Genomic DNA, 16,039 nt, shown 5'->3' with positions numbered 1-16,039 from the left:
CCGGCAGCGAACGCCTGACTCTCGAGGGCAAACTGGCAGCAGAAGCCACGCGCCTGGGCTTTGCCGCCTGCGGCATCGCGCCTGCCCATGACGACCCCCTCAGAGCGGCCCGACTCGAACAGTGGCTGGGCGAGGGATGCCACGGATCGATGGAGTGGATGGAAACCCGGCTCCATCATCGCCGAGGGCCGCAATCCCTGTGGCCCTCGGCGAGAAGCGTGATCGCGCTGGGGATGAGCTACGCCCCGGCGGCGGACCCCCGCGCGCTGGAGGCGCACCCGGAGCGCGGGCGCATTTCGGTCTATGCCCAGGGCGGCGATTATCATGACGTGGTGAAGCGCAATCTCAAGGCGCTGGCGCGCTGGCTGGTGGCCGAGGTGCCGGGGGCCGAGGTCAAGGTCTTCGTCGATACTGCGCCGGTGATGGAAAAGCCGCTGGGGCAGGCAGCGGGGATCGGGTGGCAGGGCAAGCATACCAACCTCGTCAGCCGGACCCATGGTTCGTGGCTGTTCCTGGGCGCGATCTATACCACGCTGGACCTGACGCCCGATGCACCGCATGCCGACCGCTGCGGATCGTGCACGGCGTGCCAGACAGCCTGTCCGACGAATGCTTTTCCCAAGCCCTATCAACTGGATGCGCGGCGGTGCATTTCCTACCTGACGATCGAGTACAAGGGCCCGGTGGCGGAGGAATTCCGCGAGGCGCTGGGCAACCGCATCTATGGCTGTGACGATTGCCTGGCGGCCTGTCCGTGGAACAGCTTTGCGAGGGCCGCGCAGGCCAACCGGGCGTTCCTGCCCCGCGCCGAACTGACCGCGCCGAAGCTCAAGGAACTGCTGGCGCTGGACGATGCCACGTTCCGGCAGGTGTTCAGCGGCAGTCCGATCAAGCGGATCGGGCGGGACCGGATGGTGCGCAATTGCCTTTATGCGGCGGGCAACAGCGGTGACCGGGCGTTGCTCCCGGCCGTGACAGCCCTTGCCGACGATCCCGACCCGGCGGTGGCAGATGCCGCCCGCTGGGCCGTGGCCCGTTTGGCCTAGAGCATTTCCTTGAGCGGAACGCTGGCGTCGGCGAGCTTTTCAGGTGCGATCTGGGCGCGGGCTTCGACCAGCTTCTTGCCCTGCACGTAGTCCTTGACCATGTTCACGCAATCGAGCGCGATGACCTTGCCGTTCTTGAGGTAGACCACCGAGAACGAGCGCGTGGCCGGATCGCCACGCAGCACGGCGTTGTCATGTCCGGTGGAGAGGCCGACCGTCTGCAGGCGCAGGTCATACTGGTTGGACCAGAACCACGGCGTCGCCTTGTAGGGCGCTTCGGTGCCGCAGATGCACTTGGCAACGGTGGTGGCCATGTCATTGGCGTTCTGGACGGATTCGAGGCGGATCACGGCGCCGTCGGCGAAGTCGTTCGAGTGAGCCGCGCAATCGCCGATCGCATAGACATCGGGCAGCGAGGTGCGGCACAGTTCGTCGACATCGACGCCGTTTCCGCCTGAAGCGCCAGCGGCCAGCAGCGGGCCCACGCACGGGACGATGCCGATGCCGACAATGACGATGTCGGCCGGGATGACCGACCCGTCCTGCATCTTCACGCCGGTCGCCTTGACTCCATCGCCTTCGATGCAATCCATCGCCGCGCCGGTGCGCAGATCGACGCCATGGGCGCGGTGTTCGGCCTGGTAGAATTCGGACAGCGCTTCACCGGCGACGCGCGCAAGCACGCGCGGCAGGGCTTCGAGCAGGGTGACCGAAACGTCGAACTTGGTCAGCACGGCGGCAGCTTCGAGGCCGATGTAGCCCCCGCCGACGACCACAGCGCGTTTCGCACCGGCATCGAGTTCGGCCATCAGCCGGTCGGCATCTTCCTTGGTGCGGACGGCGTGGACGCCTTTGAGGTCTGCCCCCATGCAGGACAGGCGGCGCGGATCGCCGCCAGTGGCCCAGATCAGCTTGCCGTAGCCGATCTCGCTGCCATCGCCGAGCTTCACTGTGTGTGCGGCGGGATCGAGCGAGACGACTTCGGCGCCGAGCTTCATCTCGACGGCCTTGTCCTCCCAGAACTGTGCCGGGCGGATGCAGATGCGCTCGAAGGTCTTTTCGCGCGCGAGGTATTCCTTGGACAGCGGCGGACGCTCGTAGGGAATTTCCGGCTCGCGCCCGATCACCAGGATGCGGCCTTCAAAGCCGTTCTGGCGCAGCGCGATCGCGGCCTGCGCGCCGCCGTGCCCGGCACCCACGATGATGACGTCTGCCTGTTCCATTGCGAATCCTCCCGGCTGTTGCGAGGGCGTTTGGCCAAAAGCCCGCGTTCGTCAACTGACAGACGCGGAAAAGTCCGTTTCAGCCAACCGATTGCCCAGATCAGATTTCGACGATCGCCCCGGCGAGCCGTTCGACTTCTGCGCGATCATGGCTGACGTAGAGGATGGGCAAACCCACTTCGTCGCGCAGGCGCTCGATGGTGCGCATGACCTCTTCGCGGCGGGCGCGGTCAAGCGAGGCCAACGGTTCGTCCATCAGCAGGAAGCGCGGGTTGGACAGCAGTGCCCGGCCGATGGCAACCCGCTGGGCTTCTCCGCCCGACAGGCTTCGTGGCCAGCGATCGAGCAGATGGGCAAGCCCGAGGAAGTCGATGACATCGGCTTGTGACATCGGTCCATCGCCACGCGCGCCATAGGCAAGATTGGCACGGACCCGCATGTGCGGGAACAGGCGCGCGTCCTGGAAGACATAGCCCGAGTGGCGCTGCTGGACGGGTATGTCGACTCCGGCGGCGCTGTCGAACAGGACTTGGCCGCCGACTACGATCCGGCCGTGATCGGGCCGCAGCAGACCGGAAACCATGTTGAGCACCGAGCTCTTGCCCGCGCCCGAAGGACCGAACAGTGCGGTCAATCCATTGGGGGCAAGGAAATTGCAGGCAACCATCGCCTTGCCCAGCCGGCGCGATACCTTCACCTCAAAGGACATGGGAGCTTCTCCCCATGCGCCGGGCAAGCATCTCGGATACGACCAGCGCGATCAGCGACAGCGCCACGGACGTGGCCGCCAGCCGGGTCACCGCATCTTCACCGCCGGGTACTTGCAGGGCGCTGTAGATGGCCAGCGGCAAGGTCTGCGTTTCGCCGGGAATGTTGCTGACGAAGGTGATCGTTGCGCCGAATTCGCCGAGCGAGCGGGCAAAGCCGAGCACGGTTCCGGCAATCACGCCGGGCAGCGCGAGCGGAACAGTGATCGTGCGGAACACGCGCCAGCGCGATGCGCCCAGTGTCATCGCAGCGGCTTCTAGGCGCTGGTCGACGGCTTCGATCGACAGGCGCATGGCGCGGACCATCAAAGGCAGCGCCATGACGGCAGCGGCAAGCGCGGCCCCGGTCCAGCGGAACATGAAGGTGAGGCCGAGCGCCTGCTCCACCCACGCGCCGATCGGGCCTTGCGGTCCGAAGGCGAGCAGGAGCAGCCAGCCGGTGACGACCGGGGGCAGGACCAGCGGCAGGTGGATCAGCGCATCGAGCAGGACCTTGCCTGGAAATCGCCCTCGCGCCAGAGCCCATGCCAGAGCGAAAGCGACAGGCAAGCAGGTTGCGACCGCGACGGCGCCGACCCTGAGCGAAAGCCGGACGATCTCCAACTCTTCGGGAGTCATCGGCGCTGGCCGAACCCGCGCCGGAGAAAGATGGCGCGACCTTCGCGCGAGATCAGGAAGCGACGGAAGGCTTCGGCATCGCCATGGCGCGAGGTTGCAAGCAGGGCGACAGGGTAGGTGATCGGCTGGTGACTTGTTGCGGGGAAAGTCCCGACCACTCGCACGCGGCGCGAGGCCATGGCATCGGTCGCGTAGACGATACCGAGGGGGGCGGCGCCACGTTCAACCAGCGCGAGGGCTGCGCGGACGTTCTCGGCGGCAGCGACCTTGCCCGCGACGCCGGTCCAGACGCCCAGCCTGCTGAGCGCTTCGCGTCCGTAACGTCCGGCGGGGACGGCGGCCGGATCGGCCATGGCGAGGCGGCGGGTCCCAAGCGCCTTGGCCAGCGGAAAGTTGCGGGTGATCTGCAGGTTCAGGCGGCTTGGCAGCGGGGCAACGAGGACGAGGCGGTTCTCGGTCAGGCGGGCGCGGGTGCCGGACTTGAGCAGGGACTTGCCCTGAAGGTAGTTCATCCACTCCTCATCGGCAGAGGCGAAGAGATCGGCGCGGGCGCCCGCTTCGGCCTGACGCGCCAATGCCGATGAAGCGGCGAACGACAGGACGGGGCGCGGGTGACCCTTCCTGGCCCAGGCGGCGGCTGCATCGGTCATCGCTTCCTGCAGGCTGGCGGCTGCGAGGACCAGCGGCCCCTTCTCCTGCGCAAGCGCCGGAGTGGCACCCGCAAGCGCGATCAGCAGGGCAAAGAGGGCGCGCAGCAGAATCGGCGACATCACGGTTCCGGAACAAGCTATGTTCGGCTGTATATACCATGATGCCGCTGCGGCAATGTCCTGCTTGGACAGCTTACCGGCCGAGCAATGTCCTTGCCTGGCTGGCCACTTGCGCCAGCATGGCCGGTGACACCACCGGAGCGGCCTGAGCGCGGGCGACGAGGCTGCGGAACTGCCGCACCGCCGCGGCATTGGCCGTAAGCCAGTCGCTGACGAAGGCATCGGGTGAACCGCCCTTCGAGCGCGCGAGGAAATCGAGGCGCATCTGCTGGAAATCGCGGGCGAGGCCGGCGACAAGCAGACGCTCCCATGGGTCTGACGGGTTCATCCGCCGCGCCGCCTGCTGTGCCCAGTCGATGCCGAGCGCCGCGCCGAGATCGGCGAAGGCACCGGTCAGGGCTGCGGCATCGACATTGAGTTCGCCTGCAAGCTGGGCGAGGCCGATGGCGCCGTCCATGTCGTAGAGGTGGACAAGGCGCGCGGCGATTTCGGCGGGCACGCCGCTGGTGGCAAGGTCGTCCGCCATGCGGCGAGCTTGCGCCTGCGCGGCACCGCGCAGCAGTTCTGCGGTGGTATGCGAAAGCAGCGCGACGCCGCCGAACAGGTCCTCGATCAGGTCGTCGGGCGATTGCGTGCCGCGGCCCGCACGCAGGACATCGGCAACATGGCCGCGCAGGCCTTGCGCCACGCGGTCGAACAGGTCGAGCCGGAGGGTTTCGGGCATCTGCGCCGAATCGAGCAGGCCCCAGGTCTTGCGCAAGTCGAGCAGGCGCTCTGCCGCGACGAAGGCCGCAGCGACCTGCGCGAGCGAGACGCCTTCCTCTTCGCAAAGTTCGAACGGGATGACCGGCCCCATGCGGTTGATGATGCGGTTGGCGAGCTTGGTGGCGATGATTTCGCGACGCAGGCGGTGGTGGACGATCTCGCTTTCGAAGGGTTCCTGCATCTGCGGCGGGAAGGCTGCGACGAGTTCCTCTTCCAGCACCGGGTCATCGACCACCTTGCTCTCTTCCAGTTCGCGCTGGAGGACGAGCTTGCTGCTGGAGAGCAGGACGGCGAGTTCGGGGCGAGTAAGGCCCTGCCCGGACGCGGCACGGCGGGCGAGGTCTTCGGCGCCGGCGAGGCCCTCGGTCTTGCGATCGAGATCACCGCCTTCCTCAAGCACGTCGATCAGGCGCGACCATGCCGGCATGGCCGTAGCGCCACCGCGTTCGGCGATGGAGAGGGCCAGCGCCTGCAGGCGGTTGTCCTCGAGCACGAGGTGCGCAACCTCGTCGGTCATCGCCGCCAGCAGCTCGACGCGGGCGTCCTCGGTCAACTTGCCCGAGCGCTTGGCCGCGGCGAGCGCGATCTTGATGTTGACCTCGTTGTCGGAGCAATCGACGCCGGCGGAATTGTCGATAAAGTCGGTGTTGATGCGCCCGCCGTGCAGCGAGAATTCGATGCGCGCGGCCTGGGTGGTGCCGAGATTGGCGCCCTCGCCGATGACCTTGGCACGGACTTCGTTGGCAGATACGCGGACGGAGTCGTTGGAAGGATCGCCGACGTCGACGTTGTTCTGCGTGCTCGCCTTCACGTAAGTGCCGATGCCGCCGAACCACAGGAGGTCCACGGGGCTCTGCAGGATCAGGGAGATCAGCGAATCCGGATCGATCTCGGGCAGTTCGACGCCGAGCAGGGCCTGGACTTCGGCTGAAAGCGGGATTGATTTCATCGAGCGCGGGAAGACACCGCCGCCTGCCGAGATCAGGCTCTTGTCGTAGTCGTCCCAGCTGGAGCGGGGCAGCGCGAACATGCGGTTGCGCTCTTCCCAGCTACGCGCCGGATCGGGATCGGGATCGAGGAAGATGTGGCGGTGGTCGAACGCGGCCACGACCTTGAGCGCCTTTGACAGCAGCATGCCGTTGCCGAACACGTCGCCCGACATGTCGCCGCAGCCAGCGACGCGGATCGGCTCGCTCTGCACATCGACGCCCAGTTCGAGGAAATGGCGGCGGACCGAGAGCCACGCACCGCGCGCGGTGATGCCCATGGCCTTGTGATCGTAGCCCTTCGAGCCGCCGCTGGCGAAGGCATCGTCGAGCCAGAAGTCCTTCGATTCGGCGATGGCGTTGGCAACGTCGGAGAAGGAGGCAGTGCCCTTGTCGGCGGCGACAACGAAGTAGGGGTCCTCGCCATCCCGGATCACGACGTGGGCGGGATGGACGACCTTGCCCTCGATGATGTTGTCGGTGATCGACAGCAGGGTGCGGATGAACACCTGATAGGAGGCCTTGCCTTCGGCGAGCCAGCCTTCGCGGTCCTTCGCAGGATCGGGGAGCTGCTTGGGATAGAAGCCGCCCTTGGCACCGGTGGGCACGATGACGGCATTCTTCACCCGCTGCGCCTTCATCAGGCCGAGGATCTCGGTGCGGAAGTCGTCCCGGCGGTCGGACCAGCGCAGGCCCCCGCGGGCGACCGGGCCGGCGCGCAGGTGGATGCCTTCGACGCGCGGTGAATAGACGAAGATCTCCCGCCACGGCAGCGGCTTGGGCAGGCCGGGAACAAGTGCGGAATCGATCTTGAAGGCCATTGCCTCTGCCGCAGCAGGCGCGAAGGCATTGGTGCGCAGGATGGCGCCGACCAGCGCGCGGAAGCTTCGCAGGAGGCGGTCGTCGTTGATGGCCGCGACGCCGGCGAGGCCGGTCTTGATGCGCTCCTCGGCTTGGGCAAAGGCCTGATCGCGCTGGCCGGTGAAAGCAGGGTCGTGGCGGGCGACGAAGGCGGCGACGAGGCCACGGGTGACGGCGGGGGCGTTCTTGAGCGCTTCGACCACGGTGGGGATGCCGAAGGTCATGCCGGCCTGGCGCAAGTAACGGTAGAAGGCGCGGAGCCAGTTCGCCTCGACCGCGGTGAGGCCGGTGGCGACGATCAGGCGGTTGAATGCGTCATCCTCTGCCGCGCCGTTGATCACGGCCGCGAGCGAGCTTTCGATCGAGGCTGCGCGCGATAGCAGGTCTTCGATCGAGCTGTCGGCCGGGTGAGCGACGAGGAAATCGTGGATATAGCCAAGGCGGCCGCCGTCGAGCGGGGTGGGCACTTCCTCGAGCACGCGAAAACCGAAGTTTTCGAGCACCGGCACGGCATCGGAGAGGACGATCGCGCCTTCGCGCTGATAGAGCTTGAGGCGCAGCACGGCCTCGCCCGGGTTGCGATGCAGGCGAACGGCACGGCGCGGGGCCTTGCTGCCCGCCAGCGTGCGCAGGACGCGGATATCGCGTGCTGCCTCGGCAGCGCCCGAAGCGTTGCGGTAGGACAAGGGGAAGGCATCGGCATAGCGCGCAGCGATCGCGGCAGCGCGCGAAGGTTCTTCGCTGGCAGCCAGCTCGGCTTCGACAGCGCCCGCCCAGCCACGCACCATGCCTTGCAATTGCAGATCGAGGGCCGCCTCATCGACCTGCCCATCCTGATCGCGCACATCGAGCACGAAGCGCAGCATCGCCAAGGTGCTGCCCTCTACCTGCAGCGACCAGTCGATCACCTGCGCACCGGCGGCCGCTTCGAGCATGTCGCGGATGGCGAGACGAACCTCGGTCGACAGCACGTCGCGCGGGAGCCAGACGAAAGCGAAAAGGTGCCGTGCGAGCGGAGCTTCGACCAGAGCAAGGCGCGGACGCGGGCGATCGACCAGGCTCATCATCGCGGTCGAGACTCGCTCGAGATCGGCATCGTCGAAGCTGACGAGAAGATCGTGCGGCAGCGCAGTGAGCGCATGGACCAGCGCCTTGCCGGCGTGGCCGTTAGCGGCAAAGCCGAACTTGTCCATCAGCTCGGCAAGCTGCGTGCGCAGGCGGGGGACGCGATCTGGCGCTGCGGCAAGCGCGGCGCTGGTCCAGACCCCGGCATGGACAGACAGGGCCACGACCTTGCCACCTTCAATGCGCGGGACCATGAACAGATCAAGCGGCACGCGGCGGTGAACGTTGGCGATACGGTTCGCCTTGACGATCAGGGGCGCGCGGCCCTTTCCGCTTTCGAACCAGCGAAAGGCGCGGTCAAAGGAACTTGCGGCAAGCAGGCTGCGGTCGCTGGCGCGGCAGATGCCGAGCGCCTTCTCTTCGCTGCCATCGCGATTGCGCGTGACGCTGCCGAGCTGGGTGAGCATCCCATCGGCGAGCCAGCGCAGAAGTGCGGCGCCTTCGGGATCGGCAAGACCAGCCGCATCATCACGCATGGCCGCTTGCATCAACGGCCAGTCGGTAACCGCAGCGCGCACGTCTCGCAGCGTTTCCTCGAGCGCGGCGACAAGGCCGCGGCGTTGTCGGGCATCGGCGCGTTCGGTTTCGAGATAGACGATGGATTCGCGGCGTTCGCCCGAAGCGTCGCCCGCCGGAAATTCGGTGAGGTTGCCTTCGCCGTCGCGGCGCACCGCAACGACCGGATGGACGAGACGGTCGATCGCCAGGCCCTGCGCCGTAATGGCCGAGGTGATCGAATCGACCAGAAACGGCATGTCGTCGTTGATCACGGCGAGGCGCAGATGCCGACCGTCGCTATCCGAGCCGCTGACGCTTTCGATGGCGATGGCAGGATCACTGCCTTGGCGCTGTGCAGCAGCGCCGGCGGCAAAACGGGCCGCTTCGGCGAGGCGCGCAGCATCGAAATCCATCGCTTCGTCGGGCAGCAGCGCGCCGGCAAACCGCTCGGCCAAGGCCAACGAAAGCTGATCGGAGGGGGGCTGCGAAGAGGAAGCGGCAGGGGCTTGCGGACGGCTTGCGGACGTTGACGCCATGGCGTGTTCCCGACTCTCCTTGCGAGAGGATATTTCCCTCTCGTGTAATTATTGAATACGCGAGCGTATCATTATTCCAAAGGGTAATCCAGCCGTGGCGAGACCTCAAGTCCGGTTCATCGACATGGGCGGCTTAACCCGCTGTTGTGAACCCTTTGCGCACCTTTTCGTGCCGCAGGATTGCGCGCTGGTTACGTCAAGCGACGGCAAGTTCGCGGGCGGCTTCGGCGGTAAGGCGCAAGGATCGCAAGCGCGCCTGCTGGTCGTAGATCGAGGCTGCGACGATGATCTCGTCGGCCCCGGTGCGTTCGGCAAATGCCGCCAGCCCGGCGCGCACCGTTGCCACCGAGCCGCACGCGCTGACCTGACGGACGTGTTCGAGCATGGCCAGTGCGGAAGGTGGCAGCGTGTCGCGGTAACCGGTCACGGGCGGCTTGAGCTTGCCCGGCGTGCCGGTGCGCAGCGCCACGAAGGCCTGATCCATCGAGGAGGCGAGAAGCTGGCCTTCTTCGTCACTTTCGGCGGCAACGACATTGATGGCGGCAGCGCAGTAGGGTGCATTGAGCGCGGCCGACGGCTGGAAGCGTTCGCGATAGATCTTCAGCGCCGCGTCGAGGTGATCGGGGGCAAAGTGCGAGGCGAAGGCATATGGCAGGCCGAGCATCGCGGCGAGTTGCGCGCCGAACAGGCTGGATCCGAGAATCCACAGCTGCGGCCTTGCACCCTTGGCCGGATAGGCCTGCAGCGGCACGCGCGGATCGCCTGCGAACTGAAGCTGGAGTTCGACCACGTCCTGCGGAAAGTCCTCGGCGGCGCGGTTGGTGTCCTTGTGCAGGGCGCGCATGATGCGCTGGTCAGCGCCAGGGGCGCGGCCAAGGCCGAGATCGATCCGGCCCGGAAACAGGGCATCGAGCGTGCCGAACTGTTCGGCGATCACCAGCGGATTGTGGTTCGGCAGCATGATCCCGCCCGAACCGATGCGGATCGTTGAAGTTGCCTGCCCGATGTGCGCGAGGGCGACAGCCGTGGCGGCACCAGCCAGACCTTCCATGCCGTGATGTTCGGCAACCCAATAGCGCTGGTAGCCGCATTCCTCCGCCACGCGCGCGGCGGCGGCGGAGTTGTCGAGCGCGGCCCGCGCTGTCCCGCCCTCGACCACACTGACCAGATCGAGGACGGAGAGTTTCATGACGCCGGCTTTCCTGCGGTTTCGGGTGAAACCGATTTAGGTGCAGGGCCCAGCTGTTCAAGGTAGGATCGGGCAGTCTTGCCCGGTTCGCCGTCCTTGTCCGCCGAAACAACCGATTCCCACGACTTGCGCGCGGCGTCGTCCCGGCCGGACAGCACGGCAATGACGCCAGCTTCCAGGCCGACCTGCGGATCGCGCGGGCCATATTTCGCTGCCACTTCGATATCGCGCTGCGCCCGGTCGAGTTCGCCGTTGCGGCGGGCAAGAGTGGCAGACAGCAGCCAGCCCTCAGGGTCCTCCGGCGCGAGGCGATGCGCTTCATCGAGTGCGCCGCCAGCCTCGGCGAGGCGGCCCAGCGCCACGAGCGCGCGCGAACGATCGCTCTGCATCGCGCCGAGCGCGGCGTTGTCGGCGAAACCCTTGATTGCCAGAGCGCGGTCGAACCAGCCGAGCGCCTGTTCGGCCTTGCCGCCGGCCAGAGCCGCGTTGCCGGCCATCGCCATCAGCGGCACGGCGGCGACTTCCTGCTCCTTGGGCACGCCAGACACGGCCTGTGCGAAAGCTTCGAGCGCGCCATCAAAGTCGCCGGCATTGGAGCGCAGCATGCCAAGGCACTGGTTGGCGCGGACCTGCTGGCCAGAGTCGCGGCTTTCGCCCAGCCATGTCTGCACCTCGACCATCGCCGCATCGGGATCGGTCGCCGCTTTTTGCAGGCAGTAGGCGAGGCGGTCCTGTTCGGGCAGGTCGGGCCGCTCTAGACCCGCTTCCTTTTCAGTCTGCCGCTGCTTTTCGGGATCGCGGCGGCGCGGGATCGGTAAATCGGACGGACGCATCGGCATGGTGGCGGGACCAATCTGCATCAGGGAGGCCTGTTGCTCGATCCGGTGCTCCACGGCGAATAGCGGTGCGGGAAGATCGATCATGGCAGGCTTTTCCTTCGGCACGTCAGGCGGCTTGTCCGGCAGCGAGCCCAGCGAGTTCGCGCAGGAGCAGCGCGATATCGGCGGGGCGCGACAGCCGGTGATCGCCGTCCTTGATCAGGTGCACCTGCACATCGGCTGAACGCAGGGCGCGGGCAAGGTTGATAGAGATTTCCCACGGCACGTCAGCATCTGCCTGGCCATGGATCAGGCGGACCGGTCCTTCAAAGGCAATGCCGCTGGCCAGGCGCTTGTGACGCTCGGCATCTGAAAAGAACCCCGCGTGAGTCGGGGTAGGCTCGGGGCCATAGGGGTTGTCTTCATAGATCGTACGCCCGGCGGCGAGCTCGATCCGCTGTGACTGCGACAGGCCCCATTCGGTGAAGTCGGGCGCAGGCGCAATGCCGACAAGCGCCCTGGTCCTGTCGCCCAAGGCTTCGGCGAGAAGGAGCATCAGCCATCCGCCCATGCTGGAGCCCACGAGTTGCACGCTGTCGATGCCGAGGTGGTCGATCAGGGCGACGATCTCGTCACGCCATTTCGAAAGGCGACCATCGGCGAAATCGCCGTCGCTCATCCCGCAGCCGGTATAGTCGAGCAGCAGGCAGCCATGGCCCCGCTGTCGCGCCCATTCGAGGACGGCCTGCGCCTTGCCGCCGGCCATGTCGGACATGTAGCCGGGGAGGAACACGATGGTCGGAGAAGTGCCGGCGAGGTGGCGGTAAGCCATCTGCTGGCCGGAAGGCAGGGTAAAGCGCGCTATTTCAGTCATGTCCCGGACATGGCCCGCAAGCGGCGGCGCGGCAAGCTCGGTTCAGCGGAAAAATCAGGGTGACGTGCGGCGGGGGATACCGTTCAATCTTCGCGCTGGAAGATATCTTCGATCGGAAGGGCGAAGACATCGGCAATGCGGAAGGCGAGCGGGAGCGAGGGGTCGTACTTGCCTGTCTCGATCGCGTTCACCGACTGGCGGCTGACCTCGAGCTTTTCGGCAAGGTCGGCCTGGCTCCAGTTCCGCTCGGCGCGCAGGACCTTGAGGCGGTTCTTCATTCGCCACCTCCGTGCCGCTCCAGCAGCGCGTTGATGCAGCCGCCGAGGCCCAGGCCGGCGAACCACACGACCGTGGCGTAGAAGGCCGGGACGTGAGGGAGCAGGCCGAAGCTTTCGACGAAGCCCCATGCCGTCGCCACGCTCAACGTGAAGCCGGTGGCGATGAGGATCTGCCGGGTCATCAGGTAGCGCTGGTATTCATCGCGCAGCGAGGTCAGCAGGCGCCCGATCGCCACGAATACGCCGATCACTGGAAGCGCGGGAAGCAGCGCAGCAGCATAGGCGCTGAGGCCGGTGGGGGCGCTGTTCTTAAAGAACAGGTTCACGCCGACCAGCGTGGCGACGTAGCCGCCCATCAGCAACATAACGGCGCGCGTGTAGCGGCGGTGTTCGGGCGTCATCCGGGCGACCATGGTTCAAGCCTCCTGCTGGCGGCGCAGGCAGCGCGTGCCCGAAAGCGCAGCGCTGAGCGGCACGAACAGCACGGCAGTGGTGGTGGAGCCCTTCGGCAGAACTTCGAAGATATCGAGCAGGGCAATCACGACCATCACGAGGGCGGTCACGGCGGGAAGAGCGAAGCGAATCATGGGTCAAGCCTCCTTGATCATATGACAAGGTTACTTGACCTGTTGCGCGGAGATGTCAAGCATCATTGTCATCGTGGCAATGGTACTTGACCTGATAGACCTGATGACTCGGTACTTTTTCCGCGCTAGAAGCCCGGCGACATGGCACGCCTGACGACCAGCACTACAACCACTACCCCCGCGGGCCGGGGGCGGTCGCTGCTGGCCTAGCGCCCGCTGCGATGCCGCCGCCCGGTTCGGGTGGCTTTGCGCATCGCCTCCCGAACCGACCGATTTGCCTGATGCGCGCCCTTCCGGTGGCGGCGCACCTGTGCCAAAGCGCTGCCAACAGATTGCAGAGAGACCCGCATGTCCGAGTTGCTGAAGATCACCCTGCCCGACGGTTCCGTGCGCGAGGTTGCGCCGGGCAGCACTCCGGCCGACATAGCCGCCGCGATTGGCCCCGGCCTCGCCAAGGCGGCGCTGGCGGCGAAGGTCGATGGCGAGCTGGTGGACCTTTCGCGTCCCTTCACGGCTGACGCGCAGCTGGCGCTGGTGACGGCCAAGGACGAGGCGGACGCGCTCGACCTTGCGCGGCATGACTATGCCCACGTGCTCGCCGAAGCGGTGCAGGCGCTGTTTCCGGGTACGCAGATCACCTTCGGGCCGAGCACCGACGACGGCTTCTATTACGACTTCGCCCCGAAGGGCCGCCCGTTCACGGATGAAGACCTGCCTGCCATCGAGGCGGAGATGCGCAAGATCATCGCCGCCAACAAGCCGCTGCGCCGCGAGGTGTGGAGCCGCGAACAGCTGATCAGCCGCTGGAAGCAGCAGGGCGAGAGCTTCAAGGCCGAGTGGGCCGCCGAACTGCCCGAGGGCGAGGAACTGACGGTCTACTGGTCGGGCGACGACTGGCTCGACATGTGCCGGGGCCCGCACCTGCCCTCGACCGGCAAGCTCGATCCGGCGGCGTTCAAGCTGACGCGCGTTTCGGGTGCCTACTGGCGCGGCGACCAGAAGAACGCGATGCTTTCCCGCGTCTATGGCACCGGCTGGCTCAACAAGAAGCAGCTCGATGCGCACCTCATGCGGCTGGAAGAAGCGGCGAAGCGCGACCATCGCAAGCTCGGCAACGAGATGGACCTGTTCCATCTCCAGCAGGAAGCCCATGGCAGCGTGTTCTGGCACCCCAAGGGCTACCTGATCTGGCGCGAGCTGGAAGCCTACATGCGCCGCGCCATCGACGGCGCCGGCTATCGCGAGGTCAAGACGCCGCAGGTCATGGATGCGCGCCAGTGGGAGCAGTCCGGCCACTGGGGCAAGTACCGCGAGAACATGTTCGTCATCCCCGACGAAGTGCCGAACGTCGAGGACGAAGGCCCGATCGTTTCGGACGATGCCGACTGGATGGCACTGAAGCCGATGAACTGCCCGGCGCATGTGCTGATCTTCCGGCAGGGCATCAAGTCATACCGCGAACTGCCCTTGCGCCTGTATGAAAACGGCTGCTGCCACCGCAACGAACCGCACGGCGCGCTGCACGGGCTGATGCGCGTGCGCCAGTTCACGCAGGACGATGCGCACATCTTCTGCCGCGAGGACCAGATCGTGTCCGAAGTGCAGGCGTTCTGCGAACTGGCCGACCGCATCTACAAGCACTTCGGCTTCACCTACTCGATCAAGCTCGCGCTGCGCCCGGAAAAGCGCTTTGGCACCGAGGAAATGTGGGACAAGGCCGAGGCAGAGCTGCGCGCCGCCGTGGTCCGCGCAGGGCTTGCCACCGAAGAGTATGGCTGGGAGGAACTGCCGGGCGAAGGCGCGTTCTATGCGCCCAAGCTGGAATGGCACCTGACCGACGCGATCGGCCGCACCTGGCAGGTCGGCACGATCCAGTCCGACCGCGTCCTGCCCGAGCGGCTTGATGCAACCTACATCGGCGAGGATGGCGAGAAGCACCGACCGGTGATGTTGCACCGCGCGATCTTCGGATCGTACGAGCGCTTCATCGGCATTCTGATCGAACACTTTGCCGGACGCCTTCCCGCGTGGCTGGCACCAGTGCAGGCCGTTGTCGCGACGATCGTTTCGGATGCTGACGACTATGCCAAGGATGCGTTGGCCAAGCTGAAGGCGGCGGGCATCCGGGCCGACACGGACCTGCGCAACGAGAAGATCAACTACAAGGTCCGTGAACACTCGCTGCAGAAGGTCCCCTTCCTGCTGGTCGTGGGCAAGCGCGAGGCCGAGGAAGGCACCGTGGCGATCCGCACCTTGGGCGAACAGCACCAGAAGGTGGTATCGCTGGATGAGGCGATTGCGCTGCTCAAGAGCGAAGCGACGCCGCCGGATCTGCGGAGCTGATCACGCTCGACCTGCCGATCCTTTCGCTCGGGCTTTGCGCACTGGCGGCGTTCGTCGCTGCCTTCGTGCGCGGGCTGGCGGGGTTTGGCATGGCGATCCTGCTGGTGCCGCTGATCGGACTGGTCATCCCGCCGGGCGAAGCGGTGGTCGTTTCCAACATGCTTGGGCTGCTGATCGGGCTGGTCGGCGCGCGCAAGGTGTGGGCCGCCGGGGAGAAAAGCGCCGGGGCGATTGGCGGTCTTGCCATGTTGCTGACGCCAGCCGGCCTGCTCGCCCTGTTCGCAACGCCGCCGGAAGTGGCGCGCGTGCTCATTGCCGTGGTGGCGATCGGTGCGTTCGTGATGGTGCTTCTTCCTGCCCGGCCCGGTCATGCGCCGGGCAAGGTAGAGACGGGCCTTACCGGAGCGGCAGCGGGCCTGCTCACCGGATTTGCCGGCATGCCCGGGCCTCCGGTCGTCCCCTATTACCTGCGTCGTCCCATCCCGCGCGAAGTGGCCCGCGCCTCGATGCTGACGGTGTTCCTGCTGACGTCGATCGCCAGCACTGCTGCGGCGCTGGCGCTGAAGCTGGCCTCATGGCGCGATGTGCTCTTCGCCTTGCTGCTGTTCGTGCCGGTGCTGGTCGGCAACCACTTGGGGTCTCTTGCCTTCGGCAAGGTCAGCGATGCGGCATGGCGCGGCTTCGTCGGCTTCCTGCTTGCCTTGTCCGGCCTGATGGCCGTGGCCAGGCTGATAACCCCAAGTTAAGCGCTTTCC

14 protein-coding genes are annotated in these 16,039 nt (G+C 66.4%); 3 read left to right on the top strand and 11 right to left on the bottom strand.

Annotated elements, in window-relative coordinates; translation table 11 throughout:
• Window positions 1–14: 14 nt before the first annotated feature.
• Window positions 15–1,046, top strand: coding sequence for a tRNA epoxyqueuosine(34) reductase QueG (gene queG / locus AX703_RS02445; protein ID WP_062342496.1), 1,032 nt, complete (start codon window positions 15–17; stop codon window positions 1,044–1,046).
• Here queG and AX703_RS02440 read toward each other — a convergent pair.
• From AX703_RS02440 to AX703_RS27155, 11 genes are all read right to left on the bottom strand, one after another.
• Window positions 1,043–2,269 (bottom strand): NAD(P)/FAD-dependent oxidoreductase, encoded by a 1,227-nt coding sequence (locus AX703_RS02440; protein WP_062342401.1) that lies wholly within the window; start codon window positions 2,267–2,269, stop codon window positions 1,043–1,045. The two genes, queG and AX703_RS02440, sit on opposite strands and share 4 nt — an antisense overlap.
• 100 nt (window positions 2,270–2,369) lie before the next feature.
• The gene (locus tag AX703_RS02435) at window positions 2,370–2,978 is read right to left on the bottom strand and encodes a molybdenum ABC transporter ATP-binding protein (protein WP_062342398.1); all 609 of its coding nucleotides are present in this window, start codon (window positions 2,976–2,978) and stop codon (window positions 2,370–2,372) included.
• The gene (modB, locus tag AX703_RS02430) at window positions 2,968–3,654 is read right to left on the bottom strand and encodes a molybdate ABC transporter permease subunit (protein WP_062342396.1); all 687 of its coding nucleotides are present in this window, start codon (window positions 3,652–3,654) and stop codon (window positions 2,968–2,970) included. Before modB ends, AX703_RS02435 begins: the two co-directional genes overlap by 11 nt.
• A complete protein-coding gene (gene modA / locus AX703_RS02425; protein WP_062342394.1) occupies window positions 3,651–4,424 on the bottom strand; it encodes a molybdate ABC transporter substrate-binding protein in 774 nt (257 codons plus the stop codon). The genes modB and modA overlap by 4 nt, the downstream gene beginning before the upstream one ends.
• Window positions 4,425–4,497: 73 nt before the next feature.
• Window positions 4,498–9,195 carry an NAD-glutamate dehydrogenase domain-containing protein gene (locus AX703_RS02420; protein WP_062342392.1) on the bottom strand — a complete coding sequence of 1,566 codons (4,698 nt, stop codon included), beginning with the start codon at window positions 9,193–9,195 and terminating at the stop codon, window positions 4,498–4,500.
• 196 nt (window positions 9,196–9,391) lie between these two features.
• The gene (locus tag AX703_RS02415; protein ID WP_062342390.1) at window positions 9,392–10,384 is read right to left on the bottom strand and encodes an LLM class flavin-dependent oxidoreductase; all 993 of its coding nucleotides are present in this window, start codon (window positions 10,382–10,384) and stop codon (window positions 9,392–9,394) included.
• Window positions 10,381–11,307 (bottom strand): tetratricopeptide repeat protein, encoded by a 927-nt coding sequence (locus tag AX703_RS02410; RefSeq protein WP_156451873.1) that lies wholly within the window; start codon window positions 11,305–11,307, stop codon window positions 10,381–10,383. Before AX703_RS02410 ends, AX703_RS02415 begins: the two co-directional genes overlap by 4 nt.
• A gap of 22 nt (window positions 11,308–11,329) precedes the next feature.
• Window positions 11,330–12,076 (bottom strand): alpha/beta fold hydrolase, encoded by a 747-nt coding sequence (locus tag AX703_RS02405; RefSeq protein ID WP_039333053.1) that lies wholly within the window; start codon window positions 12,074–12,076, stop codon window positions 11,330–11,332.
• Window positions 12,077–12,159: 83 nt separating this feature from the next.
• On the bottom strand, window positions 12,160–12,354 hold the full coding sequence (locus tag AX703_RS02400; protein ID WP_039333055.1) for a helix-turn-helix transcriptional regulator: 195 nt from the start codon (window positions 12,352–12,354) through the stop codon (window positions 12,160–12,162).
• A complete protein-coding gene (locus tag AX703_RS02395) occupies window positions 12,351–12,767 on the bottom strand; it encodes a hypothetical protein (protein WP_062342386.1) in 417 nt (138 codons plus the stop codon). The genes AX703_RS02400 and AX703_RS02395 overlap by 4 nt, the downstream gene beginning before the upstream one ends.
• Before the next feature lie 3 nt (window positions 12,768–12,770).
• The gene (locus AX703_RS27155) at window positions 12,771–12,941 is read right to left on the bottom strand and encodes a hypothetical protein (protein WP_156135734.1); all 171 of its coding nucleotides are present in this window, start codon (window positions 12,939–12,941) and stop codon (window positions 12,771–12,773) included.
• A 348-nt stretch (window positions 12,942–13,289) separates the two neighbouring features.
• Here AX703_RS27155 and thrS point away from each other — a divergent pair, with 348 nt between their 5' ends.
• Together thrS and AX703_RS02385 are read left to right on the top strand one after the other, a co-directional pair.
• Complete coding sequence (thrS, locus tag AX703_RS02390; RefSeq protein WP_062342384.1) at window positions 13,290–15,284, top strand: threonine--tRNA ligase; 1,995 nt, start codon at window positions 13,290–13,292, stop codon at window positions 15,282–15,284.
• A complete protein-coding gene (locus tag AX703_RS02385) occupies window positions 15,281–16,030 on the top strand; it encodes a sulfite exporter TauE/SafE family protein (protein WP_062342382.1) in 750 nt (249 codons plus the stop codon). Before thrS ends, AX703_RS02385 begins: the two co-directional genes overlap by 4 nt.
• The last annotated feature ends 9 nt before the right edge of the window (window positions 16,031–16,039 follow it).

Source organism: Novosphingobium sp. CCH12-A3, assembly GCF_001556015.1.
In the GTDB taxonomy this organism is placed as follows: domain Bacteria; phylum Pseudomonadota; class Alphaproteobacteria; order Sphingomonadales; family Sphingomonadaceae; genus Novosphingobium; species Novosphingobium subterraneum.
This window is presented reverse-complemented; position numbering and strand designations above follow the sequence as displayed.

What these genes read in the sequence shown, in the direction of transcription:
- AX703_RS02405 (WP_039333053.1), bottom strand. Translation starts at nt 12,076, where the DNA reads ATGACTGAAATAGCGCGCTTTACCCTGCCTTCCGGCCAGCAGATGGCT.
- modA (WP_062342394.1), bottom strand. Translation starts at nt 4,424, where the DNA reads ATGTCGCCGATTCTGCTGCGCGCCCTCTTTGCCCTGCTGATCGCGCTT.
- AX703_RS02435 (WP_062342398.1), bottom strand. Translation starts at nt 2,978, where the DNA reads ATGTCCTTTGAGGTGAAGGTATCGCGCCGGCTGGGCAAGGCGATGGTT.
- AX703_RS02420 (WP_062342392.1), bottom strand. Translation starts at nt 9,195, where the DNA reads ATGGCGTCAACGTCCGCAAGCCGTCCGCAAGCCCCTGCCGCTTCCTCT.
- AX703_RS02440 (WP_062342401.1), bottom strand. Translation starts at nt 2,269, where the DNA reads ATGGAACAGGCAGACGTCATCATCGTGGGTGCCGGGCACGGCGGCGCG.
- AX703_RS02400 (WP_039333055.1), bottom strand. Translation starts at nt 12,354, where the DNA reads ATGAAGAACCGCCTCAAGGTCCTGCGCGCCGAGCGGAACTGGAGCCAG.
- modB (WP_062342396.1), bottom strand. Translation starts at nt 3,654, where the DNA reads ATGACTCCCGAAGAGTTGGAGATCGTCCGGCTTTCGCTCAGGGTCGGC.
- AX703_RS02410 (WP_156451873.1), bottom strand. Translation starts at nt 11,307, where the DNA reads ATGATCGATCTTCCCGCACCGCTATTCGCCGTGGAGCACCGGATCGAG.
- AX703_RS02415 (WP_062342390.1), bottom strand. Translation starts at nt 10,384, where the DNA reads ATGAAACTCTCCGTCCTCGATCTGGTCAGTGTGGTCGAGGGCGGGACA.
- thrS (WP_062342384.1), top strand. Translation starts at nt 13,290, where the DNA reads ATGTCCGAGTTGCTGAAGATCACCCTGCCCGACGGTTCCGTGCGCGAG.
- AX703_RS02395 (WP_062342386.1), bottom strand. Translation starts at nt 12,767, where the DNA reads ATGGTCGCCCGGATGACGCCCGAACACCGCCGCTACACGCGCGCCGTT.
- AX703_RS27155 (WP_156135734.1), bottom strand. Translation starts at nt 12,941, where the DNA reads ATGATTCGCTTCGCTCTTCCCGCCGTGACCGCCCTCGTGATGGTCGTG.